We start from the raw sequence: 23,248 nt of genomic DNA, 5'->3' as shown, positions 1-23,248 counted from the left end.
GGAGCACGGCGGAACCGCGAAAGCGGAGAGTCCGCTGCTTGGGTGCGGTGCACCGGAGCAGCGGACTTTCCGTGCGCACCCGGCGGAACGGAGCTCCGCCGGATGCGTAGTGGTCAGCGGTTGAAGATGGGCATGATCTCCTTGCTGTCGTCGCACCACACCTCGTGGTACCCGTTCGCCTGTGCCAGCGGCAGTTCCGTCGCCTCGCAGACCGCCTTGGAGGGGTACTTCTCGGCCCCGATCGGCACCCAGCCGCCGCCGGGCGGGGGCGCGGCGACGGCGGTGGCGGCGGTCAGCGGAACGGTGACCGCCGCGGCACCGACGGCCAGCGCGACACCGATCCGACTACGCCACGACTTCATACCTGTCTCCTCACTCGTCGATTCCCCGGTACGGGAACCACCCTGCTCGGGGCCGCTACCGCCGGCCTGCCGCTCCGCCAACATCCGCCTAACACGCCCGCGAGCAGGGAAAATGCGCCGAAGAGACCGCGACCCGACGGGTCACGGCCGCCGGGTGGGGGACACCCGCGACTGCCGGCCGGGAACCACCACAACCACTGCAACCACTGCAACCACTGTGCCGACCCGGCACGCTCCACCAAGACGGCCCTCCCGGCAGCGTGCCGGAAGGGCCGTTCTCCGTGCCGTGCCGCTGCCGTCCCGCAGCGATCTGTCTGCGGTCCGTTCGCGGGATCGTGTGTGGTCGTGCCACAGGGCCGGGGCCGGTCAGGGGACGAGCAGCGTCTCGCGCAGCCGCTCCAGGTCCTGCTGGCTCAGTCCCAGCCCTTGCCGAAGATAGGTGTCGAAGGTGCCGAAGCGCGCCTTGACCTCGTCGAAGGCCGTGTTGAGGTACCGGAGCCTGGCGTCCAGGATCGGCTTGAGACGGGCGGCCGTGTCCGGCGTCTCCTTGGCGAGCGTCGCGGCGTTCCGTGCCGCCAGGTAGTCGTTGGTGGCCAGGTAGTCCCGCACGACCGTGTCGCGGTCCACTCCCAGGGCCGTGAGCAGCGCGGCGGTGCCCCAGCCCGTACGGTCCTTGCCGCCCGTGCAGTGGAAGGCCAGCGGGGCGGCGCCGGCGGTGTCGGCGAGCCGGAACAGCGTGCGGTAGGCGTCGAGCGCGGAAGGTCTGGAGACGTACCGCCGGTAGGTGCCGGCCATCAACCGGGCGGATGCCGCGGCCGTGGCGGGCAGTTCAGGGGTGAAGTCGCCGCCCAGCACGTCGGCGGTGACGTAGCGCGCGCCCGCCGGCACCCGGTCCGGGGCCTCGGCGCGCTCGGCCGGCACGCGCAGGTCCAGGTCCGTGCGGATGCCCAGTCGCTGGAGCACGGCCAGGTCGGCGTTGGAGAGCGAGTGCAGGCCGTCGGTGCGGTACAGCACGCCCATCTTGACCCACCTGCCGTCGGTGGTGCGGTAGCCGCCCACGTCGCGGAAGTTGGGCACGCTGGGCAGGTGCAGCGAGCGGTCGGCGAGAGTGAGCGGGTCGCCCTGGTCGGGGACGAGGCGGAACCACTGGCGGTCGACGGCGGGCAGACCGCGCACGGTGACGCGGGCCTCGGTGCCGCCGCGCGCCACGACCCGCCCCTCGGCGTGGACGGCCACCGAGGCGACGCCGGGCGCTCTCCAGGCCACGACGAACGAGCCGTCCTCCTGTTGGGTCACCGTGGCGTCGGTGAAGGGGATCCCGTGTGCGGCGAGCGGTGCCCGCGGGGCGTGTTGGCCGGCTTCGGGGGACGGGTCGAGGGAATCGGCCGCGGCGAGCGGCGTGGCGCCCCCCACTGCCGATACGGCGGCCATGAACGAGACGGCTATGCGGCGGGCAGATAACACCGCCGCCGTGGAAGGGGAACTCATAACGAGACCGTACGGCCCGAAATAGGCGGGAATTATCTAGTTTTGTGCGGCGGACCCGGGCCACGACGGGCGCGCGGAGCCCGGCACACCGAAGCGGCGGGCGCCGCCGGCGCACGCCCTGGCCGCGACGGGCGGCGCGGGGTCCGGCCGCCCGTCGGACGACCGGACCCCGCACCCCGCAAACCCCGGCGTCCGACGACGGTGGTGGGCGCCCCGGAGGTCATCCGGACCCACCTGCCCGTCAGCCCTCCGCGTCCATCAGGCGGAACAGGTCCTCGTCGCTGGCCGAGTCCAGGTCCAGCGCCGCGTCCGAGCCGGGGTCGGTACCGCCGTCCGCCGCCCGCGCCCCGGCCGTCACCGCCTTCAGCCGCGCCATCGCTTCCTGCGGCACCTCCGCGCCGGCCGTGAGCAGGGCGTGCAACTCGCCGACGAGCGCGGCCACATCGCGACCGGGGGCGTCCGGCGGTGCGAGGCGTTCGCGCACGAGGCGGACCACGGCGAGCGGCTTGGGGTAGTCGTAGACGAGCGTGGCGGGCAGCCGCAGTTCGGTGGCCGCGATCAGGCGGTTGCGCAGTTCGACGGCGTTGACCGAGTTGACGCCCAACTCCTTGAACGTACGGTTGCCGTGCTCGGCGGACAGCTCCTCGCCGCCCAGCACGGCCGAGGTCTCCGCGAGCACCAGGGCCAGCACGAGCGCGTCCTGCTCGGCGTCGTCGAGACCGGCCACGCGGGACGCCAGCCCCGACGGCTCCGCACCGGCCGCCGCGTCACCGGCCGACCCGGCGTCCGCCGCCCCCTCGGCGGCGCGGTCCACCGGGCCCACGGGCACCGGCGCCAGCCAGAACCGCCGCCGCTGGAACGCGTACGTGGGCAGCGGCACGGTCCGGGCCCCGGGGAGCACCGCGTCCCAGTCGACCGCGACGCCGTGGGCGTGCAGCCGGGCGACCGCGGTGAGCAGGGACTGCCGCTCCGACGCCCCGCCGCGCAGGCTCGGCAGCACGGCGGCCGCCGGCTGCGCGTCACCCGACTCCAGGCACTCGTCGATCATCGGCGTGAGCGCCGGCTCGGCGCCCAACTCCACGAATCCGGTGACGCGCGCGTCCAGGAGGTGGTCGATCCCGTCCCGGAACCGCACGGACTGCCGCACGTGCCGCACCCAGTGCTCCGGGTCCCGCGCCTCCGCCTCGGTGAACGGCCGGCCGGTGACGGTGGAGACGAGCGGCACGGCGGGCGCGGCGAACGACAGCGTCCCGACGACCTCGCGGAACGCGGCCAGCATGGGTTCCATCAGCGGCGAGTGCGGCGCGGTGCTCACCGTGAGCCGCCGGGTCTTGTGGCCGGCGGCCGCCAGCCGGTCGGTGAGGGCGAGGAGCGGCGCCTCGGCGCCCGAGAGCACCAGGGAGTGCGGCCCGTTCACGGCCGCGACCGCCACCGAGTCCGTCACGTCCGCGAGCCACGGCAGTACCTCGTCCTCCGTGATGCGCACCGCCACCATCGCGCCCCCGGGCGGCAGCGAGCCCATCAGCCGGCTCCGGGCCGCCACCAGGGTGCACGCGTCCCGCAGCCCGAGCACGCCCGCCACGTGGGCGGCGGAGATCTCGCCGATCGAGTGCCCCACCAGGTGGTCGGGGACCACGCCCCACGACTCGAACTGCCGGTACAGGGCGACCTGGACGGCGAACAGCGCCGGCTGCGTGTAGGTCGTGTCGTCGAGGAGGGCCGCCTCGTCGGAGTCGGGCGCCGCCCACATCACCGGGGTCAGCGGCCGGTCCAGCAGCGGGTCCAGCGCGGCACAGACCTCGCGCAGGGCCCGCCCGAAGACGGGGAACGCCTCGGCGGCCTCGCGCCCCATGCCGCTGCGCTGGCTGCCCTGCCCGGAGAACACGAAGGCCAGGCCGCCCGGATCGGCGTCGTGCGGGGTGACTCCCGAAGAGCCCTCGCCCCGCCCGAACCGGTCTGCCGCGGACAGCAGTTGGGCCCGGTCGGTGCCGCTGACGACGGCCCGGTGCCGGTGCACGGCACGCGTGGTGGCCAGGGCGTGGGCGACGTCCTGGGCGCGCAGCGCGGGGTCGGCGGCAACGTGTTCGGCCAGCCGCCGCGCCTGCGCGCGCAGTGCCGCCGGACTCCGGGCGGACAGCACCCACGGCACGGTCGGGTCACCGATCGGCTCCGGGGCCGCGGTCGCCGCGCCCCCGTCCGGTGCCGTCTCCGGCACCCCACCGGGCGACGCCTGCGCCGCGGCGGCCGGCGGCTCCTCGACGATCACGTGTGCGTTGGTGCCGGTGAGCCCGAACGAGGACACGCCCGCCCGCCGGGTCGCCCCGTCGTCCGGCAGCCAGGGCCGGGCCTCGGTCAGCAGCCGTACCGAACCGGCGGACCAGTCGACCTTGGTCGAGGGCACGTCGACGTGCAGGGTCCTGGGCAGCACGCCGTGGTGCAGCGCGAGCACGGTCTTGATGACGCCGACGACGCCGGCGGCGGCCTGCGTGTGACCGACGTTCGACTTCACCGACCCCAGCCACAGCGGCCGTTGCACCGGCCGCTCCCGGCCGTAGGTGGCCAGCAGGGCCTGCGCCTCGATGGGGTCGCCCAGCGGGGTGCCGGTGCCGTGCCCCTCCACGGCGTCCACGTCCTGCGGCAGCAGCCCGGCGTCGGCCAGCGCCTCGCGGATGACGCGCTGCTGCGCCGGGCCGCTCGGCGCGGTCAGCCCGTTGGAGGCACCGTCCTGGTTCACGGCGGACCCCCGCACCAGGGCCAGGATCCGGTGTCCGTTGCGCCGGGCGTCGCTCAGCCGCTCCAGCAGGAGCAGCCCGGCACCCTCCGACCACGCGGAGCCGTTCGCGGAGTCCGCGTACGCCATGGCGCGGGAGTCGGGGGACAGCGCCCGCAACCGGGAGAAGTGCGCGAAGGGCGACGGATTCGCCATCACGGTGACGCCGCCGGCCAGCGCCAGGTCGGTCTCGCCCGACCGCAGGGACCGGCACGCCAGGTGCAGGGCGACGAGCGACGACGAGGAGGCGGTGTCGACCGTCAACGCAGGGCCTTCGAGCCCGTAGGTGTAGGCGATGCGTCCCGAGATCGCACTGGCGGAAGCACCGGTGATCAGCATGCTCTCCCAGGCGCGGGGCACGGCGGACGCCTGCGCGCCGTAGCCGCGGTCCATCGCCCCGGTGAACACGCCGGTGCGGCTGCCCTTGAGGGACCGCGGGTCGATGCCCGCCCGCTCGAACGTCTCCCAGGCGGCCTCCAGGAGCAGCCGCTGCTGCGGGTCGGTCGCCGTCGCCTCCTGGTCGGACAGGCCGAAGAAGCCCGCGTCGAAGTCGCCCGCGTCGTGCAGGAAGCCCCCTTCGCGGGCGTACGAGGTCCCGGGGCGGTCCGGGTCCTCGTCGAAGAGCCGCTCCAGGTCCCAGCCCCGGTCGTCCGGGAACGGGGACATCGCATCGGTCCCGCCGGCCAAGAGGTCCCACAGCGCCTCGGGGGAGTCGGCCCGGCCGGGCAGCCGACAGGCCATGCCGACGATCGCCACCGGGTCGGCACCGTCGGCCGGCACCCCCCGTGCGGCCGGCCGGAGTCGGTCCTCCTGCTGGACCAGTACGTGGGCGACGGCGCGCGGATCGGGATGGTCGAAGGCCAGGGTGGCCGGCAGCGGCAGCCCGGTCGCCTCGCACAGCAGGCTCCGCAGCCGTACCGAACGGAGCGAGTCGAGGCCGAGCCGGCGGAAGTCCGTGTCGGGCGCGAACGGAACCGTGGTGCCGTCCTCCCCGAGCACCCGCCCGACGCAGTCCCGCACGAGGTCCAGGGCCTCCTCGACGGTGGCCGGGGGGACGGCGCCGGGACGGGCCGACACGGGCGGCGCCGCACCGTCGGCGAGCAGCCGCGTGAGCCGTTGCCGGTCGAGCTTTCCGGCGGGGGAGTGGGGGAGTGCGCGCACAGTGACCAGTTCGACGGGGATCTTGTGCTCGGCCACCCCCAGTCCCCGCAGGAACGCGGTCACCTCGCCCAGGCCGAGGGCGCGGTCCGCCTCCTCGGTCACGACCAGGCAGGGATACTGCCCCAGCCGGTCGTCCGGTGCTGCGACCACGGCCAGTGGGCCCAGGCCGGTGAGGCCCGCGAGCCACCCCTCGACCTCCGGGGCGGCGAACTTCCGGCCCGCCGTGTTGATCAACTCGGCGGTCCGGCCGTGCAGCACCACCACGCCGTCCGCGTCGACGGCAGCGAGGTCGCCGGTCCGCAGCCACCCGTCGTCGGTGAGGGCCGCGCGGGTCAGCTCCGGCTCGCGGAAGTAGCCGCGGAACAGCCCGGGCCCCCGGTACTGGAGTTCCCCGGTCTCGCCCGCCGCGCACACCGCACCGTGCGCGTCGACGGTCCGCAGCTCCACGCCGGCGACCGGGCCGCCGACACTGCCGTCGGGGTCCTGTGCCCGGGTGCGGGTGCCGGTGCCGATCTCGGACATCCCCCACACCACGACCAGTTCGCAGTCGAGGGCCGCCCGCACCCGCCCGGCGAGCGCGGGCGCGACCGCGGCGCCCGCCGTACGCACCTGGCGGGGGGCGAACCCCGCCGGCCCCTCGGACGACTCCAACCGGCCGACGACGTCCCACAGTTGCGTGGGCACGGCGAAGACGACGCGCGGGTCGTGCTCCCGGGCCAGGGCCAGGAAGCGGTCCGCGTCCCAGTCGGTGAGCACGACCTGGCGGCAGGCGGCGGACAGCGCCGCGTGCACGGCCTGGAGACCGAACAGATGGGTCATCGGGCAGGCCGTGAGGACCGTGCCGGAAAAGGCGTCGGCGGCCTCGGCGGTCACGGCCGCGGTGTGCGACAGCAGACCGTCGTGGCTGTGCAGACACAGCTTGGGCCGCGCCGAGGTCGTCCCGGACGACGGGACCAGGACGAACGGGAGGTCGGGGGTGACCTCCACCGGCCGGGGCCCACTGCCCGCCCAGGCCGCCAGCAGCCCGTCCAGCGTCCCGACCCGCGGCTCCTCGCCGCCGGTCGCCGCCCCGCCGGTCAGCAACACCCCGCGCAGCGACGGCACGCCGTCCAGCAGTGAACGGGCCGTCGCCGAGCCCTCGTCCGCCGCGCCCGACAGGACGAGGAGGACGGGCTCCGCGCGGGTCAGCAACGCGCGCGTCTCATCCGTCGAGGTGCCCTGGTGCAGGGGCAGCAGCACCGCGCCGACGGCCGCGACCGCCAGGTGCAGGGTCTGCACCTCCCAGCAGTTCGGCAGCCGCACCGCCACCACGTCGCCGGGCGCGACGTCCGACTCCTGGAGCCCGCGGGCCAGCGCGTCGACGTCCGCCCGCCACTCGGCCCACGTCCAGGAGCGGTCCCCGTCGACGAGGGCCACCGCGTCGGGGGCGGCCGCCACCGCGGAGGCAAACACCTCGGGGAGCGTGCGGCCCCCCGAGGCACCGGCCCCGTCGGACGGCGGGTCGATCACATAGTCATCGGTGTGGACGGGCACCATCTCTCCCGGATGTCGAGCCGTTGCGTCGGTCGGGGATCCGGCAGGTGGATCGCCCGTTGCGGGCGTCAGCCCTCGTGTGCGGTGATCGCCCCGGAGGGGCACAACGCCGCGGCGATACGGACCTTGGCCGCGTCGTCGGCGCCGGGCGCGGCGAGCAGGCTGACGATCCCGTCCTCGTCCTGGTCGAAGACCTGTGGTGCGGACAGCACGCACTGGCCCGCGCCCACGCAGCGGTCCGAATCGATGGTGATACGCATGCCGATGTCTCTCCTGCAAGGGGATCGGGGTCCACCGGCGGCCGCTGGCGCGCCGGGCGGACGGTACTGGGCCTTCCGCTGGCGGGACGTGCCTACCAGCGGACGGGAAGCTGCTCCAGGCCGTAGAGCACGCCGTCGTACTTGATGCTCAAGCCCTCGTCGGGCGTGGCCAGTCGGATGTCGGGAATGCGCTCGAAGAGCTTGCGGTAGGCGATCTCCATCTCGACGCGCACCAGGTTCTGCCCCAGGCACTGATGGATGCCGTAGCCGAACGCCACGTGGTGGCGGGCGCTCCGGGCGGGGTCGAACATGTGCGGGCACTCGAAGGCGCTCGTGTCGTGGTTGGCCGCGGCGATCAGGGGCACGATGCCGTCGCCCGCCTTGATGAGCTGCCCGGCGATCTCGACGTCCTCGACGGCCACCCGCAGGGACACGATGTCGGCGACCGAGTGGAAGCGCAGGGTCTCCTCCACCGCCCGGTCGTCACCGATCCACTCGGGGTTCGCCAGCAGGGTGACGACGCCCAGCGCGATGTTGTTGGCCGTGGTCTCGTGGCCGGCGATGAGCAGCAGCATCAGCACGCCCGACAGCTCGTGCGGCGCGATCGAACCGGCGGCCAGCAGCCGGCTGATGAGGTCGTCGCCCGGCCACTTCTGCTTGATGCCGACCAGCCGCTTGATGTAGCGCAGCAGCTCCTTGACGGCGGTCTCGCGCTGCGCGTCGGTCGAGGCGCGGAGCGAGACCAGGGTGCGGGTCCGGGACTCGAAGAAGTCGCGGTCGGAGGGCGGCACGCCGAGCAGCGTCGAGATCACCAGGGAGGGCACGGGCAGGGCGTAGTCCGCAACGAGGTCGGCGGAGTTGCCCGCGGCCAGCATCGCGTCGAGCCGCTCGTCCACCGTGCGCTCGATCGCCGGGCGCAACCCCCGGATCCGCCGCACGGTGAATTCGGGGATGAGGGCCTTGCGGAACCGGTCGTGCTCGGGGGAGTCCAACCCCACGAACCAGCCGGGGATCTGCTCCTGCGTGGGCACGCCCACCGTTCCGACGTTGGGGAAGCCCTTGTGCGAGGGGTTGGAGCTGATCCTCGGGTCGGTCAGCACGGCGCGCACGTCCTCGTGCCGGGTGACCAGCCACGCCCGGGCGCCGTTGGACAGGCGGGAGAGGACCAGTCCCTCGTGCTCGCGGTACCCGCCGTAGTCGGGCGGCGGGAAGGACACGCCGGGTTTGCGGGTGGGGAAGTCGACGACCATCGGGTCCGAGTGCGTCATGAACGGAATTCCTCTCTGCGGCGGGGCCGATCAGCCGACGCCGTAGAAGGCGCGGATCTTGCCGACGATGAAGTCCTGGTCGTCCGGGGACAGATCGGTGTGCGTGGGCAGGTAGAGCCCGTCCTCGGCGAACTCGCTGGCCTTGAGCGACGGCCAGTCCGCGTCGAAGTACATGGGCTGCCGGCTCATCGGCTTGAAGAAGAGCCGGGTCTCGATGGAGTGGTCGGCCAGGAACGCCTGGAGCTCCGCCCGGCGTTCCGCCCGGAGGTCGTACATCCACAGCACGTCCCGCGGGGGCATCAACGTGATTCCGGGGACGTCGGCCAGTCCCTCGTCGTAGCGCTTCTCGATCCTGCGGCGCAGTTCGAGGATCTCGTCGAGGCGCTCGGTCTGGGCCAGGGCCACGGCGGCCTGCATGGCCGTGATGCGGTAGTTGTACGCCACCTTCTTGTGCAGGAAGCTGTGGTCCTTGGTGAAGGCCATGGCCCGCAGGTGCGCGATCTGGTCCGCGAGTTTGGGGTCGTCGGTGAGGCAGATGCCTCCCTCACCGGAAGTGATGATCTTGTTGGCGAACAGCGAATAACAGGCGATGTCCCCGGTCGGCCGGACGCCGTGCGCCTCGGCACTGTCCTCCACGACCTTCAGGTTGTACTGGAACGCGATGTCCATGATGGCGTCCATGTCGCAACGCCGCCCGTAGATGTGGACGGGCATGATGACCTTCGTCCGCGACGTGATCTTCTCCTCGATGCGGGAGACGTCGATGTTGAGGTCGTCCCCGCAGTCGACGAAGACCGGCGTCGCACCGGTGTACGTCACCGCCCACGCCGAGGCCACCATCGTGAACTCCGGGACGATCACCTCGTCGCCCGGACCCACGCCCAGGGCCCGAAGTGCCAACGTCAGTGCGGTCGTTCCGGACGAACAGGCCACGCCGTGCGCGATCCCGTTGTACTCGGCGAAGGCCTGCTCGAAGCGCCTCACCATCGGCCCCTGCGACGATATCCACCCGTCCTCGACCGTGGCGGTCAGGTATTCCAGCTCGCGTCCGTTCAACGCGGGTCGGGAAACGGGATATGTGAACGACATCCGCTACCTCATCCTCTTCGTATTTCCCCACGCCCGCGCCACGCGCACGGGCTTCCTCACTGCTGGGCCCCGGCGAGAACCGGCAGCCCGAGGATCAGATCGGCGGCTGCCGCCCGACCGCCCGCCGCCCGCTGCAGCGCACCGAGCCGCTCCGCGTTCTTGCGGAAGGAGGGGGTTTCCAGCACCTGGGTCAACTTGTCGACCACGTCGTTGACGTCCATGTCCCGTGGCTTGTCGAGCGTCAGGCTGATGCCGAAGTCCCGGCCGCGGACGGCCTGGTCGTAGCAGTCCACCCACAACGGCCGGACCACCAACGGCTTTCCGAAGTACATGCCCTCGTTGTAACCGTTGCCGCCGGCGTGCGTGAAGAACACCTTCACGTTCGGATGCGCCAGGACGTCCAATTGGGAGGGCACCCAACTCTCGATGCGCAGATTTCCCGGCAGCGTTTCCTTCGGCGGCAACAGGTGCTGTTGTTCCGACGGCAGCTTCCACAGCACCTGATGCCGACCTTCCAGGCGCCGGACCACCTCCACCATGGAACTCACCTGATCCCGGGTCAGCCGGGTGATCGTCCCGAATCCCGCGTAGACCACCGAGGACTGCGCGTCCAACCAGGCCGACAACTCCTCGTCGTCCGGCGCCTCCGGCAGGGGCGGCACCATCGCCCCGACCAACTGCATCTGCGACGGAATGCGCACCGGATAGTCCAACTCGGCAATCGAATTGCACAGCACCAGCTCGGAGCTCTCGATCCGCTCCATCGGGCTCATCGACGGCAGCCCGTGGGCCTTCCGGCGCCGGGTGTCCTGCGCGACGACCTTGCTCATCCGCGGCGTCATGAACATCGCCAGGGTCCGCCATTTGAACAGCTGGTTGGCGATCTGCTGCGCCAACGTCATGCGGTACGGCAGTCCGGTGTGCGGGACGGGGAAGCCCCGGGGCGTGTACCGCTTCCCGAAGGGCGTGAAGGCCGTCAGCACGTTGCTCGGTGCGAACGGCACGCTCAACACGAACGGAATTCCCCGCGAGATGGCCAGCTCGATGGCGAACCCGCTGATGCAGTCGATGACCATCAACGCCGGCTGGACCTCGTCGACGATGGCCGCCAGCTTCCGGAACTTCGCATCCTGGGCCGCCGGCACGAACGACTGCCTGATCACCGCGCGATGCGCCTTGAACCGCGACGACTGGGTGATCTCCCGGTAGACCTCGTCGCTCCACGTCACCGCCGACAGCTCGCTGACGACCTCCCCCAGCGAGCCGAATTCCACCGGGGAGCCCACCGATATCTTCTTCACGTCCTGGCGCCGCGGCTCGTCGGTGGCGAACCACAGATCCGGCACGTTCCGGCGGGAGAGTTCCTCGGCGAGCACCAGCAACGGATTTGCCAGCCCACTCTCCGGAAGGCTGACGAAAAGGATCGGCCGTCGGGCGGAGTCCATGGATTCCCTTTCAGCGATGACATACGGGGTTCGGCGAGCACGCCCCTGCGCGTTTCGGCTGGCCGCACCCTCCTTTGATCTCACGCCGGCCACCGGAAAATCCGTAGACCCGGGGGAGGGGAGGAGCGGAAGGGGCGGCCCTCGGCGTCCGCGGCCGACCGGCGCCGTGGGCCGCCGCCGACTAGGACGCGGCCTTGACGTCCTCCGCGATGATCCGCTCGATGTTCCGCTCGGCCAGCGCCGTGATGGTCACGAAGGGGTTGACTCCGATGGACCCCGGAATGAGCGCGCCGTCGGTGACGTAGAGGTTGTGGTAGCCCGCGACCCGGCCGTACCCGTCGGTGGCCTTGCCCAGCACGCAGCCGCCGAGCGGGTGGTAGCAGAAGTCGTCGGCGAAGTTCTTCAGCTGCGGCCCGAACAGGTCGTAGCGGTACATCGTCGTGTTGGCCTTGTTGATCCGGTCGAACAGCGACTTCGCGGCCTCGACCGCGGGCGCGTTCTGGGCCCGGGTCCAGCGCAGCACCGCCCGGTCGGTGGCCTTGTCGTAGACGAACTTGCCGCGCTCGGGGTTCTTGGTGATCGCCAGGTAGAGGCTGACCCAGGTCTCCAGACCGGCCGGCATCGGCGCGATCTCCGCGAAGACCGGGGCGGTGGGGTTGTCCCAGTCGTCGATCCCCAGGGCGGGGATCGACGACTGGTGGGCACCTGTGGGGTTCCACACGTGGTTGGCCCGTCCGGTCATGATGTTGCCGTTGGGACCCCAACCCTCCCCGACCTCGGAGTTGAGACGGGGCAGCGCGCCGGTGTCCCGGGCCCGCACCAGCAGCTCGGTCGAACCGAGGCTGCCGGCGCCGAGGAACAGGTGGCGGCAGGAGATCTCCTTGTGGGCGATGACCGTGCCGTCGGCGTCGCTCTGGTCCACGGACAGCACGTAACTGCCGTCCGCCTGCTCCCGGATCGCGGTGACCCGGTGCAGGGTCTCGATGGTGACCTTCCCGGTGCCGAGGGCGGCCGCCAGGTAGGTCTTGTCCAAGCTCTGCTTGCCGTGGTTGTTGCCGTAGATGACCTCGCCCGCCAGCGCGGACTTGGGCGCCGTACCGGCCGCCTCGCCCTTCATGTGGTCGAAGTCGTAGACGTTGGGGACGAAGGTGGTGCTCAGGCCCGCCTTGCCCGCCTGCTCGCGCGAGACCCGCGCGAACTTGTACCACTCGGTGTCCTCGAACCAGGCCGGGTCGATGTGGTTCACCTTCAGCGCGGCGTTGGCGCGCGGGAAGTACCGCTCGTACATCTGCGCCGCGTCCACCTGCGGCAGCACTTCCTCGAAGTACGTGCGCTTCGGCACGACCGCCATGCCGCCGTTGACCAGCGAGCCGCCGCCGACGCCGCGCCCCACGTACACCGACATCTCGTCGAAGTGCACCCGGTCCAGCACGCCCGCGTACGGGTCGATGTTCCGGTTGATCACGTCCAGCCACAGGAACGAGCCGAGCGGCGCCTCGGTGCGCGACTTGAACCAGCTGGAGCGGCGGTCCGGCGTGAGCATGCCGCAGAAGACGTTGCCGTCCTCCGCCGGCTTGTTCCACAGCTGGCCCATTTCGAGCATCAGCGTCGGGACCCCGGCCTCGCCCAGCCGCAGCGCGGACACCGCCGCGCCGTATCCCGTGCCGATGACCACGGCCGGTACGAACGAACCGCTGTCGGCCCGCGGACTCGCCTTGTCGGCGGCGGTGGCCCGCGGCGCGGCGGAGATCGTGGTCAGGCCGGCGACGGCGGCACCGCTGAGGGCCGCCAGTCCGAGCAGACGACGTCGCGACAGTTGCGGGTTCTGCTGGTTCTCGAACACGTTGCTGGTACCTGGCCTTCGCCGAAAGGGCTGTCCCCACAGGGCTGGTCCGCGGGGGCCGTCCCGAGGGGAACCGCGGGCCGTCCAGCAGCCCGAGCCGCCGCGCGCACCATCCTGATCACGAAAGACTGCGGGAAATCGCAGAGGTTTGGGCCCGTCGACCGGCTAGAATCCGGCGCCCTTCCGGGCGTCGCGGACCTGCCGGGCACGCCCCGCCGAGCGCGCCGCGCAGGTGCCCAGCGGCGCCCCTGCGGCGGCCGTAGGCGCCTTATACCGGCCCGCATCCCGCAGCGGAATACCGGCTTCCAATCTTGCCCACCAAGGAGTGAAAGCGCGGATGCCGAACCGTTTCTCCTGGTGATGCTCTCCGGGTGTTGACCAACGCCTGGTGGCGCCGCGCCGCCACCACCACAGCCCTGATCATCGCCGCCGTCCTCCCCGCCGCCTCGACGACGGCGATAGCCGATCCGGCTCCGCGCCCCGCCCCGGCCCCCGCGGCCCGGCCCGCCCCGACCGCGTTCGACGCCGCTCCGCTGAAGCTCCCCGAGCCACCGTCCGCCGCGGTGGCGCGCTCCGAACTCGCCGGACTGCACGTCGCCGCCCCGCACTCGATGAACGGCTACAGCCGCGCGAAGTTCCCGCACTGGATCAAGCAGCACGGGGAGTGCGACACCCGCGAGGTGGTGCTCGCCCGCGACGGCGAGGACGTCAAGCAGGACGAGAAGTGCCGCGCCATCTCCGGGACGTGGTTCAGCGAGTACGACGCGAAGGTCTTCCACGTCTCCGGTCAGCTCGACATCGACCACGTCGTGCCGCTGGCCAACGCCTGGCGTTCCGGCGCCGACGAGTGGACCACCCCCGAGCGCCGGACGTTCGCCAACGACCTGGTGCACTCCCAACTCATCGCCGTGTCCGCCTCCTCCAACCGACAGAAGGGCGACCAGTCACCGGACCAGTGGGCCCCGCCGCGGCACGCCTACTGGTGCACCTACGCGCGGGCCTGGACCGACGTCAAGCACCTCTACCACCTGAACGTCACCGAACCGGAGAAGGCCAAGCTCTCCGAGATGCTGGACACCTGCGAACGGTGACCCCCTCCGCACCCGACGCGCGCACCGACCGGGTCACGGCCGGACCCGGCGGCGCGATGACGGTCCAGGTCGGCGTCATCACCGGCGACCTGACCGTCACCACCACCGACCGGGGCGACGGCACCGCCGCGGTCGTCGTCCAGTACACCGGCGCCGAGGAGCACTACGACCTCGAAGGCGGCCCGGTCCGGGTGCCGCCCGGCGGTGTGGCCGTGCTGCACCGTTCGGTGCTGGCCGCGGTCCGCGCCGGCGGCGCCGCCCAGATGCCGGGCACCACCCCGGAGCCCTGACCCGGCACCGACGCGACACCCGACGGGGGCCCGGTCGACCGACCGGGCCCCCGTCTTCGCATCCGCGAAGTGCGTCAGCCGCGGGCCGCCGCGACGGACCTCTCGTCGGCGTCCGCGAGCCAGAAGTAGAGCGGCGGCAGGAGGAGTTCGAGGGCCGCCAGCGGGACCTGGAACCAGTGCGGCCAGCCGTGCACGAAGAGCGACAGCACCCGGCCGACCCCGCCGAGCAGGAAGACCGCGGTGAGCAGCCGCACCGCGGCGGCCGGGACCGGTGCCTGGCGGGCGGCCCAGATCCAGGCCAGGCCGAACCCGATGAAGATCGCGTTGTAGAAGCGCTCCCGACTGTCGACGGTGGCGCCGGTCGCCTCCTCGCCCGGCACCGACGCGATGCCGAGCACGAGGTGGTAGACGCCGATGGCGACGCAGGCCACCCCCATCGCCCATGCCAGTCCCTTGAGGGCCTTCGCCTTGTCCATGCGCACCGTCCTCCTCGTCCTTCTCCGTGCCGTCCCGTCGCCCGGCGGACCGTTGTGCCGGTCCGTGCGGTGCCGGATGTGCCGGTTCCGCCGAGGGGGTTCCCCGGCGCGCCGCTCGTGCTGCCGGCGGACGACGCCCACCGCCCGGTCGGCCGGCACCCCGTCGAGCCCGGCGGGTCGGGCCCGCGCGGTGCCGGCCCGGCCGCAGCCACCGCCGCAGGCCGGCCCGATCCGCTCCGCCGTCGCCCGTCCCCGTGCCTCCCGCAACGCCCGCCGGGCCGCCGCGCGAGCGGCCGGCCGACGACCGCCAGTCGCCCGCAATCACCGTGCTGCGCAAGGGACTTGGCGTGTCCGGTGGCCGAGCGGCTGCACGGGCGGACGGGTGGCGGGCCGGCCGGGAAGGGGCGGCGCGGGTCGCGCCCGAGGGGCGGGCGACCGGAGGGTGGGCGCGGGACCCCGAGGGCGGTGGCGTTCCGGGGTGCGGTCACCCGTGCACCCTAGTTCTCGCGCGGGGTTGAGGCGGGTGAGCCGGGAAAGCGGGGGCGTTGCGGGCGCGCTTCTTCGGGGCGGAAAACCGAACGGACGTTGCACCCGGCGATGGATTCGCAATCGGGAAGGCGCCGGCAATCGCAATCGTGCCATTAACCGACCGTAGCGTTGGTGGATCGGATCTGTGACGATGTACCGTCCCGGAACACGAGGTAGCCCTGGCAAGGCGGGAACCGGAGCCAGGGCCACTCGTTCGCATCGCACTCGATCGAGGAGGGACAGATGCCCCCTGACCGAACGCCTCACTGGCGCCCGGAGGCAGCCCAGTTGAAGCGCTACGAAGCTAACATCCCTCACAGGGGCCCGGTTGAAACCGGGGACCGGCGTGACTTCCCGGTCAACGACCCCGTGCAGGCCCGGTACGCGGCCCGGATCGGCCTCCGCTGCGACGTTCAACTCGCCGCTCCCCTGGCCGCGTTCCTGGCCGTCGAGCACCTGGGGAACGTCCTGGTGCAGGGCGTCGACGTCCGCTGGATGTGGGGCGCCGCACTGGCCGCGCTGCTCGCCGCCCGCCGCCCCCGACCCCGCCACCAGCGCCGACGCACCGGCTGACACGGTGCGGGGCGCAGCCGTCCCCGGTAGGGGGCGGCGCGCGGACGGCGGGTCGGAAGCCGGGCCCGTCGCGGTGCCGGAGGTCCTCTCCGGTGCCGCGGCGGGTCGCCCGGCACGACACCGAGGCGTCCCGTGGTGCCCGACGGCCCGCGGGCCCCGGCCGCCTCCTCGGCGGGCAAACCGCAAATCGCCCAATTCTGCGGCGAGTTCACGGTGGCACATCCCCCAGAAGGATTACAGCTGATGACTCCAAAGGATCCCGGACCGGTCCCCTGCGCCAGGGTCGGTTGCCGCAACGAAGTGGAGAGCGGGTCCGGTCCCGGGCGGCGCCGCAAGTACTGCAGCGAATACTGCGGGCGGGTCTTCCGCAAGATCCGCAGTTCGCAACGGACCCCGGACACCAAGGCGCACGACGAGGACGCCCGCCAGGCCACCGACGACATGGCCTTCCGGATCGCCCTGCTCCAGCACCAGATACGCGACGGCGACGCGCTCGCCGGACTGCGGCAGGTCGTGGAGCTCTCCAGCGACCTGTCCTGCGTGACCGCCGCCGTGGTGCAACAGGCCCGCGACCGCGGCCACAAGGGCCCGGCCATCGCCGAGGCCCTGCGCATCACGGTGGACAAGGTCGGCCGGGCGTACACGGCGGAGAGAATCGCCCGGAAGATGACCCAGCGCCGGGCGCGCCGCGCGGCGCTGGCCGGTACGTCGCCGCCCGGTCGGGCGGAGCAGCCGCCCGCCCCCGCCCGGCCGGAGCCCCCGGCCGCCGCGAACCGCTCCGACCCGCCCGGGCCGGCCCCCCGGACGGACGGCGAGCGGCGGCGGGTCGTCGCCGTCCGCGCCGCCCCGCCGCGCCGCGCGTACCCGGAGGGCGAGGGCGGCGGCGAGGGCGGGGGAAGAGCGGGCGGCGACGCCGAGGGCGGCGGCGCGGCCGGACCGGACGGCGGACCACCGGGCCAGGACTCCCACACCGCGCTCGCGTCGGCGCTCTCCCACCTCCAGCGCGCCAGCGACAAGACGCTCCGGGCCCTCGCCGTCGAGGCGCGGGTGAGCGCCTCGTACGTCTCCCGGATCCTGTCGGGCGAACGCAGCCCCTCCTGGAAGGTGACCCGTCGGATGGTGCACGCCTGCGGCGGCGATCCGGAGACCGTCCGCCCGCTGTGGGACGCCGCCCACGGACGGCGACTGGCCCGGGCCGGGAGCCTGCACGCGGCGCTGCGCGGGCTGTACCTGTCCGCCGCGTGCCCGGACCCCGCCGCGATCTGCCGCTCCAGCGGGAACGCCCTGACCGAGTGCGAGGTCAACGGTCTGCTGCACGGTTCCCTGGTGCCGGACTGGGAGACCGTCGGTGCGGTCGTCGGCGTGCTGCACGGCCGCCCCGACGACATCCGTCCGCTCTGGGACCACGCGCGGCTCACCCAACTCTCCCGTTTCACCTGTGGGTTGGTGTCCGAGCGCCGTACGCCGCGGGCGGAGGCGTTCGGATGAGGGCGCCGGCCCCCTTCCGCGCGCCGGCCCCGGGCGGCCGTCGGCCCGTCGTCCCGCCCGCGGTCACCCTGCCGCCGGCCTTCGAGGCCCTCTACGCCCTGCACGGCGCGCGATACCTCGGCTACGCCCTGGCCCACGGGGCGGAACCGCTGGCGTCCCGGGTCCTCGGGGAGGCGATGGGGGAGGTCGCCATCCGGTGGGCCGACATCGTCCGTCGGCGCAACCCGGCGGCCTGTGCCTGGACCGTGGTGAGCGCCCGGATCCGCGCGCGCAGCGGCGGGCCCGGGCAGGCTCCGGCAGAGCTGACGCCGGGGCTCTTCGAGCGGGTGGGGTGGCGCCATCCCGCCCTGGAATACGACGCGTTCGTCCTGCACGACGTGCTCGGCTACTCGGTGGAGGAGACGGCGGAGGTGATGGGGGCGGAGGCCAGCCGGGTCCGCTACGCGCTGCTCGTCGGTCCCGGCCGGGGACGCCCGGCGGTGGTGGGGCACCGGCCTGCGGGCCGCCTGCCGGCCGCGGCCCGCAATACCCCGCACGAGTGACCCACGCTGTTCGAGTGGTCGTCGGCGCCCGGTCGCCAGGTCCCCCATGGGCTCCGGCGCGCGAGGGGAACGTGCGTGCATCGACTGCCCCCGGATCACCCGTTACGGGGGCCGGTGCGGTCCGTTCTTTAGGGCATCTGTGCCCATCGCGCGCCATGGAGGGCGAGCGGGCGCCGGACGTTCCGCGGCCGAGCGGGGCCCGGTTCCGTTCGAATCCCTCCGTGGTGGCGCGTGCCGGCGCGGCGCGCGGTTGACGCCGCGGGACCGGACCGGCCCCTGCCACGGAGCCGGCGGCCCCGGCGCGCCGCGTCGGAGGGCACCAGCCGATGACCGTGGAAGGGGAACGAGGACGATGCGGATCAGGCGAGTCGGGGTGGCGGATCGTGCGGCGGAGGAGAAACCCGGGCCGGTGGCCGATGAAGTGGCCGCCGACGCCGAGGAGTTGCAGTACGTCGATCGGACGGGCAGTCGGGAACGGGCGGCGCGGCAGATCCGCCTGGTGGACATGGCCCGGCGGCTGCCGCAGCTGGTGCGCCGTTCGGTCGCGTTGGCCTGGCGGATCGACCGGTGGGCGGCCCTGGGGCTGTTGGTCTGCCAGGCCGCCTCCGGCGCGATGCAGGCGTTGGGACTGCTGGCGGTCAGCGGGACGATCACCGCCCTGCTGTCCGGCGGGGACATCTACGGCCGGCTGCTCGGGGCCTGGCCGTCGGTGGTGCTGCTGGCGGTCGCCGCCGGAGTGCGGTCGGCCCTCGGGATCGTGGTCGTGTGGCTGTCGTCCCGGCTGGGGCCGCAGATGTCCCGGGAGGCCGAACTCCGGCTGTTGCAGGCGGTCACCGAGGTCGAGCTGTCGGCGTATGACGCGCCCGGATTCACCCACCGCAAGGAGGCGGCGGACCGCGGTGCGGAGATCGTCCAGGACCTGGTGGGGGAGGGCCAGGACCTGATCGCCTCGGTCGCCTCCCTGGCCGCCGGCGCGGCGGTGCTGACCGCTCTGCACCCGGCGCTGCTGCCGCTGTTGGCGCTGGCCAGTCTGCCCCAGGCGGTGGCGCAGGTGGGCGCGGCCCGGGTGCGCTACCTGGCCCGGCTGCGCGCCGGCGGGGACTACCGGCTGCTGTCGATCCTGCGGTGGCACGTCTGCGACCGGTACGCCGCCGACCAGGTCCGGGCCGGCACCATGGCCGACTTCCTCGTCGGCCGCTACCGGCAGATCACCGAGCGCATCAACCGCGCCGACCGGCGCGCGGCGAACACCGGGGCCCGGATGTCCGCGGTGGGCGCGGTCTGCGGCGGGTTGGCGTCCGCGGTGGTCTGGGGCACGGTGGTGTGGCTGCTGGCCACCGGCCGGATGAGCGTCGGGCACGCCGGCACCGCGGTGTTCGCGCTGCAGACGGTCGGCACGGCGCTGCGCGGTCTGGTCGCCGGCGGCGCCCGCATCATGCGCACCGGGCTCTACATGGACGACTGGTCGGAGTTCCTCACGGAGGCCGGCGGCTTCCGGATGCGCCGCGGCACCCTCGTGCCCACGGCCCCGCGCGAGATCCGCGTCGAGGACCTCGTCTTCCGCTACGAGGAGGCCGCCCACGACGCGCTGCGGGGCGTCTCGTTCGACGTGCGGCGCGGTGAGGTCGTCGCCCTGGTGGGCTACAACGGCAGCGGCAAGACCACGCTGGCCAAGCTGCTCAGTGGGCTGTACCTGCCGACCACCGGCGCGGTCACCTGGGACGGCGTCCCCACCGGCGACCTCGATCCGCACGCCATGTGGTCGCAGGTCGCGCTGGTGCCCCAGGAGTACGCGCGCTGGCCGCTGAGCGCCCGCGAGAACATCACCCTGGGCCGCCCCACCGAGGGCGGCGACGCCGACGTGCACGACGCCTGCGCGCGCTCCGGCGCCGACGAGGTGATCACCGAACTGCGGTCCGGGCTCGACACGGTGCTGGCCCGCGACTGGCTCGGCGGCCAGGAACTGTCCGGCGGACAGTGGCAACGGATCGCCCTCACCCGGGCGTTCCACCGGTCGGCCGGACTACTGGTCCTGGACGAGCCGACCTCGGCGCTCGACCCGCTCGGCGAGCACCGCATCTTCGCCGGCCTGCGCCGGATCGCGGCGACCCGCGCGGTGGTCCTGATCACCCACCGGCTCACCAACGTGGCCGTGGCCGACCGCATCCTGGTGCTGGACAAGGGCCGCGTCGTCCAACAGGGCACCTTCCCCGAACTGGTAGCGCAGGACGGCCTGTTCCGCGAACTGTGGACCTACCAGCACACCCGCGAGACGCACCAGCCCGAGCTGTAGGACCGCATCCCGAACCCCGCCGGCAACGACCGGCCTTCCGCCCGCACCGGACCGGTGGGCCCGCGTGACGGGAGGAGGGTCGGAGGCGCCGGCGGGGCGGGACCGCACGGTGTGCCGGCCGGAGCGCAGGCGCCCGGCGGCCGTGGCCTCACCCCCGTTCGACGCGGCCCCGGACGGCGAGTGCGGCGAGGCCGAGGAGGACGGGCTCGGTGAACCGTGCGCCGGCGGGCAGCGTCAACTCCGGCTCCCTGGAGTCCACGTCGAGCGCGAGGCGACTGCCGACCGGTGGCACGTATCCGGGCGCCATCGGATGCGGCGAGGTTTCCGGCAGTCCGAGGCCGGGGTGGCGGTGTGCGGTACGGGCCCTCGACGGTGACCGTGAGCGCCCGCCACCGCTCCTCGCCCGTCCGAATGCGCTGGACCTCCGGGCACAGTCTTGGCAGGCTCCCGTCATGGACGTGCATGCCTGGCCCCCGTACCGCCTGCGGATCACCACGCCGCGCCTTGAGTTGCGGCTTCCCGATCTGACGTGGTTGGACGAACTCGCCGCGGTCGCTGCCGCGGGAGTGCACGACGCGGCCCGGACGCCCTTCACGGTGCCGTGGACCGACGGCACCCCGCCGGAGCGCGCGCGAGCGACGTTCCAGCACGTGCTCGGCACCGTCGCGAACTGGCGCCCCGAGGAGTGGACGCTCAGCCTGGCCGTGCGGTGCGACGGCCGGGTGGTCGGCCGGCAGGACGTCAGCGCCACCGACTTCGCCGTGACCCGAGAGGCCGAGACGGGCTCGTGGCTCGGCCTGGCGCACCAGGGCCGCGGGATCGGCACGGAGATGCGGGCCGCCGCCCTGCACCTCGCCTTCGCCGGCCTCGGCGCGCGGGCCGTGACCTCCTCGGCGATGACCGACAACCCGGCCTCGCTGCGCGTGTCGGAGAAGCTCGGCTACGCGCCGGACGGGGTGTGCACGGTGGCCGTGCGGGGCGCCGTCCGCACACTGCAACGGCTGCGCCTGGACCGGGCGTCCTGGGAGGCGCACCGCACGGTTCCGGTCGAGGTGCACGGTCTCGACGCGTGTCGGGAGTTCTTCGGGTAGGCGGGGCGGCTCGCCTACCGGTGCCGGGTCAGGCGGTGGACGCTGCGGTGCGGTCCGGGCGGGCCGCGCCGGTCGGCGGGCGCACCAGGAGCCAGGCGAGGAGCAGGACGCCGGCCCCGCAGGCGGTGATGATCCACCAGGCGGGGCGGGCGACGCGCAGGAAGGCCGCCGTGCCGCCGGCGGGGGCGTCGACCGCGAGGACGGCGCCGATGGCCGCGACGCCCAGCGCGTTGCCGACCTGCCGGCTGGTGGCGGTGAGTGCCGAGGCGACGCCGACCTGTTCGCGGGGCACGCCGGAGATCGCGGTGTGCGTGATCGGGGCGTTGATCAGGCCGAAGCCGATGCCGAAGAGGGCGTAGGCGGTGATCAGGAGCGGGCCGTGGGCCTCGGCGTGGAAGGCGGCGCAGAGCAGTCCGCTCAGCGCGGTGGCGGCGCCGGCGGCGAGCAGCGGCGGGCGCGGCCCGTAGGCGGCGGTCAGGCGGCCCGCGAGCGGTGGGCAGACGATCGTCATGACCGCCATCGGGAGCAGCCGGAGCCCCGCCTCCCCGGCGGAGAGGTGGCGGACGTTCTGCCAGTACAGGGCGGCGAGGAAGAGGAAGCCGCCCATCGCGGCGAAGGCCAGTACCGCGCCCAGCACCGCTGCGGTGAACCACGGTTGTCGGAAGAAGCGCAGCTCGATGAGCGGTTCGTGGCGGCGGCCCTCGATCCGCAGCAGTGCCGGGAGGGCCAGCAGGGCCGCACCCGTGCAGGCCAGCACGGGCGGGGCCGTCCAGCCGGTGACGGGGGCCTGGATGATGACGTAGACGAGGGCGGCGAGGAGCACCATCACCAGGACCTGGCCGGCCGGGTCGGGCCGGCGGGCGTGCCGGGCGCGGGCCTCCGGGACCCGGCCGGTCAGGGCGAGGGCGAGCAGCCCGACGGGCAGGTTGAGCAGGAAGATCCAGCGCCAGCCGGCGGCGTCGGTGAGCACTCCGCCGATCAGCGGCCCGACCGCCATGGTCACGCCCTGGACGGTGCTCCACACCCCGATCGCCCGGGCCCGTTCGCGCCGGCCCGTGAAGACGCCGGTCAGCAGCGCCATGGCCGCCGGGTTGAGCATCGAGCCGCCGACGGCCTGCACGATCCGGAAGGCGATCAGCCAACCGGCGTCCGGGGCCAGCGAGCAGAGCAGGGAGGAGGCCGTGAACAGCGCCAGGCCGGTGCGGAAGACCCGGCGGTGCCCGATGCGGTCGCCGAGCGCACCGGAGAACAGCAGCAGGGCTGCCAGCACGATCAGATAGGCGTCGACGGTCCACTGGAGGCCGGTGACCGAGGTGTGCAGGTCCCGTTGGACGGCCGGCAGCGCCACGTTCAGGGCGGTGTTGTCGAGGCTGACGAGGAACAGGCTCGCACAGCACACGGCCAGGACGAGCGGGCGCCGGATGCCGGGCGGCGCGGTGGCGCCGGGGGCGGACGGGGGTGCGGAGGCCGGGGCGGTGGCGGGTTGCGCCGGGGCGGCGTCGGACTGTGGCAGGGGCACGGGCGGTCCTCGGGACACGGGTGGTCGGTGGTTGGGTCCGTCCGGGGCGGTCGGGGCTCGGGACGGCGCGGACTTCCACCCTGCGCGAACTGTGCGCATAACGTCCAAGACCGATAACTCATGATCGCCATTGCTGCT

Annotated in this window: 18 protein-coding genes; 7 read left to right on the top strand and 11 right to left on the bottom strand. The window is 73.3% G+C overall.

Translation table 11 applies throughout. The annotated features are described in order from the left end of the window. Positions 1-113: 113 nt before the first annotated feature. The 8 genes from ABD385_RS08420 to ABD385_RS08385 all read right to left on the bottom strand — a co-directional run bounded on the left by ABD385_RS08420 (position 114) and on the right by ABD385_RS08385 (position 13,219). Entirely contained in the window at positions 114-362 is a 249-nt protein-coding gene (locus ABD385_RS08420; protein ID WP_344574411.1) for a hypothetical protein, read from the bottom strand. Between the two features lie 366 nt (positions 363-728). Next, on the bottom strand, positions 729-1,793 hold the full coding sequence (locus tag ABD385_RS08415) for a tyrosine-protein phosphatase (RefSeq protein WP_344574410.1): 1,065 nt from the start codon (positions 1,791-1,793) through the stop codon (positions 729-731). Positions 1,794-2,091: 298 nt separating this feature from the next. Then, complete coding sequence (locus tag ABD385_RS08410; protein WP_344574408.1) at positions 2,092-7,317, bottom strand: type I polyketide synthase; 5,226 nt, start codon at positions 7,315-7,317, stop codon at positions 2,092-2,094. Between the two features lie 65 nt (positions 7,318-7,382). After that, the gene (locus tag ABD385_RS08405) at positions 7,383-7,574 is read right to left on the bottom strand and encodes a ferredoxin (protein WP_344574407.1); all 192 of its coding nucleotides are present in this window, start codon (positions 7,572-7,574) and stop codon (positions 7,383-7,385) included. Positions 7,575-7,666: 92 nt separating this feature from the next. Beyond that, the gene (locus ABD385_RS08400; protein WP_425585370.1) at positions 7,667-8,842 is read right to left on the bottom strand and encodes a cytochrome P450; all 1,176 of its coding nucleotides are present in this window, start codon (positions 8,840-8,842) and stop codon (positions 7,667-7,669) included. A gap of 30 nt (positions 8,843-8,872) precedes the next feature. After that, complete coding sequence (locus ABD385_RS08395; protein ID WP_344574406.1) at positions 8,873-9,931, bottom strand: DegT/DnrJ/EryC1/StrS family aminotransferase; 1,059 nt, start codon at positions 9,929-9,931, stop codon at positions 8,873-8,875. A 56-nt stretch (positions 9,932-9,987) separates the two neighbouring features. Next, positions 9,988-11,376, bottom strand: coding sequence for a glycosyltransferase (locus ABD385_RS08390; protein WP_344574405.1), 1,389 nt, complete (start codon positions 11,374-11,376; stop codon positions 9,988-9,990). Between the two features lie 181 nt (positions 11,377-11,557). Further along, positions 11,558-13,219, bottom strand: coding sequence for a GMC oxidoreductase (locus ABD385_RS08385; RefSeq protein WP_344574404.1), 1,662 nt, complete (start codon positions 13,217-13,219; stop codon positions 11,558-11,560). Positions 13,220-13,593: 374 nt separating this feature from the next. Here ABD385_RS08385 and ABD385_RS08380 point away from each other — a divergent pair, with 374 nt between their 5' ends. Continuing rightward, complete coding sequence (locus ABD385_RS08380; RefSeq protein ID WP_425585377.1) at positions 13,594-14,310, top strand: HNH endonuclease family protein; 717 nt, start codon at positions 13,594-13,596, stop codon at positions 14,308-14,310. Beyond that, positions 14,307-14,600, top strand: a complete 294-nt coding sequence (locus tag ABD385_RS08375) for a hypothetical protein (protein WP_425585369.1) — start codon at positions 14,307-14,309, stop codon at positions 14,598-14,600. Before ABD385_RS08380 ends, ABD385_RS08375 begins: the two co-directional genes overlap by 4 nt. Before the next feature lie 74 nt (positions 14,601-14,674). Here ABD385_RS08375 and ABD385_RS08370 read toward each other — a convergent pair whose 3' ends face one another. Then, positions 14,675-15,076: a DUF4345 domain-containing protein gene (locus tag ABD385_RS08370; protein ID WP_344574402.1), complete on the bottom strand. Its 402-nt coding sequence runs from the start codon at positions 15,074-15,076 to the stop codon at positions 14,675-14,677. 897 nt (positions 15,077-15,973) lie between these two features. On the opposite strand from ABD385_RS08370, the gene ABD385_RS08365 reads away from it, so the two are divergent. The 4 genes from ABD385_RS08365 to ABD385_RS08350 all read left to right on the top strand — a co-directional run bounded on the left by ABD385_RS08365 (position 15,974) and on the right by ABD385_RS08350 (position 20,500). Continuing rightward, the gene (locus tag ABD385_RS08365; protein WP_344574401.1) at positions 15,974-16,177 is read left to right on the top strand and encodes a hypothetical protein; all 204 of its coding nucleotides are present in this window, start codon (positions 15,974-15,976) and stop codon (positions 16,175-16,177) included. Positions 16,178-16,420: 243 nt separating this feature from the next. Continuing rightward, on the top strand, positions 16,421-17,665 hold the full coding sequence (locus tag ABD385_RS08360; RefSeq protein WP_344574400.1) for a helix-turn-helix domain-containing protein: 1,245 nt from the start codon (positions 16,421-16,423) through the stop codon (positions 17,663-17,665). Next, complete coding sequence (locus tag ABD385_RS08355) at positions 17,662-18,207, top strand: sigma-70 family RNA polymerase sigma factor family protein (RefSeq protein WP_344574399.1); 546 nt, start codon at positions 17,662-17,664, stop codon at positions 18,205-18,207. The genes ABD385_RS08360 and ABD385_RS08355 overlap by 4 nt, the downstream gene beginning before the upstream one ends. A 352-nt stretch (positions 18,208-18,559) precedes the next feature. Then, positions 18,560-20,500, top strand: a complete 1,941-nt coding sequence (locus tag ABD385_RS08350; protein ID WP_425585368.1) for an ABC transporter ATP-binding protein — start codon at positions 18,560-18,562, stop codon at positions 20,498-20,500. Positions 20,501-20,648: 148 nt separating this feature from the next. On the opposite strand, the gene ABD385_RS08345 is transcribed toward ABD385_RS08350, so the two are convergent. Further along, complete coding sequence (locus tag ABD385_RS08345) at positions 20,649-20,807, bottom strand: hypothetical protein (protein ID WP_344574397.1); 159 nt, start codon at positions 20,805-20,807, stop codon at positions 20,649-20,651. 145 nt (positions 20,808-20,952) lie between these two features. Here ABD385_RS08345 and ABD385_RS08340 point away from each other — a divergent pair, with 145 nt between their 5' ends. After that, positions 20,953-21,591: a GNAT family N-acetyltransferase gene (locus tag ABD385_RS08340; RefSeq protein WP_344574396.1), complete on the top strand. Its 639-nt coding sequence runs from the start codon at positions 20,953-20,955 to the stop codon at positions 21,589-21,591. A 28-nt stretch (positions 21,592-21,619) separates the two neighbouring features. On the opposite strand, the gene ABD385_RS08335 is transcribed toward ABD385_RS08340, so the two are convergent. Beyond that, positions 21,620-23,014, bottom strand: coding sequence for an MFS transporter (locus tag ABD385_RS08335; RefSeq protein WP_344574629.1), 1,395 nt, complete (start codon positions 23,012-23,014; stop codon positions 21,620-21,622). Between the last annotated feature and the right edge of the window lie 234 nt (positions 23,015-23,248).

Source organism: Streptomyces lunalinharesii (genome assembly GCF_039532155.1).
Taxonomy (GTDB): Bacteria; Actinomycetota; Actinomycetes; order Streptomycetales; family Streptomycetaceae; genus Streptomyces; species Streptomyces lunalinharesii.
The sequence above is the reverse complement of the archived record's forward strand: the minus strand, read 5'-3'. Positions and strand labels throughout refer to the sequence as shown.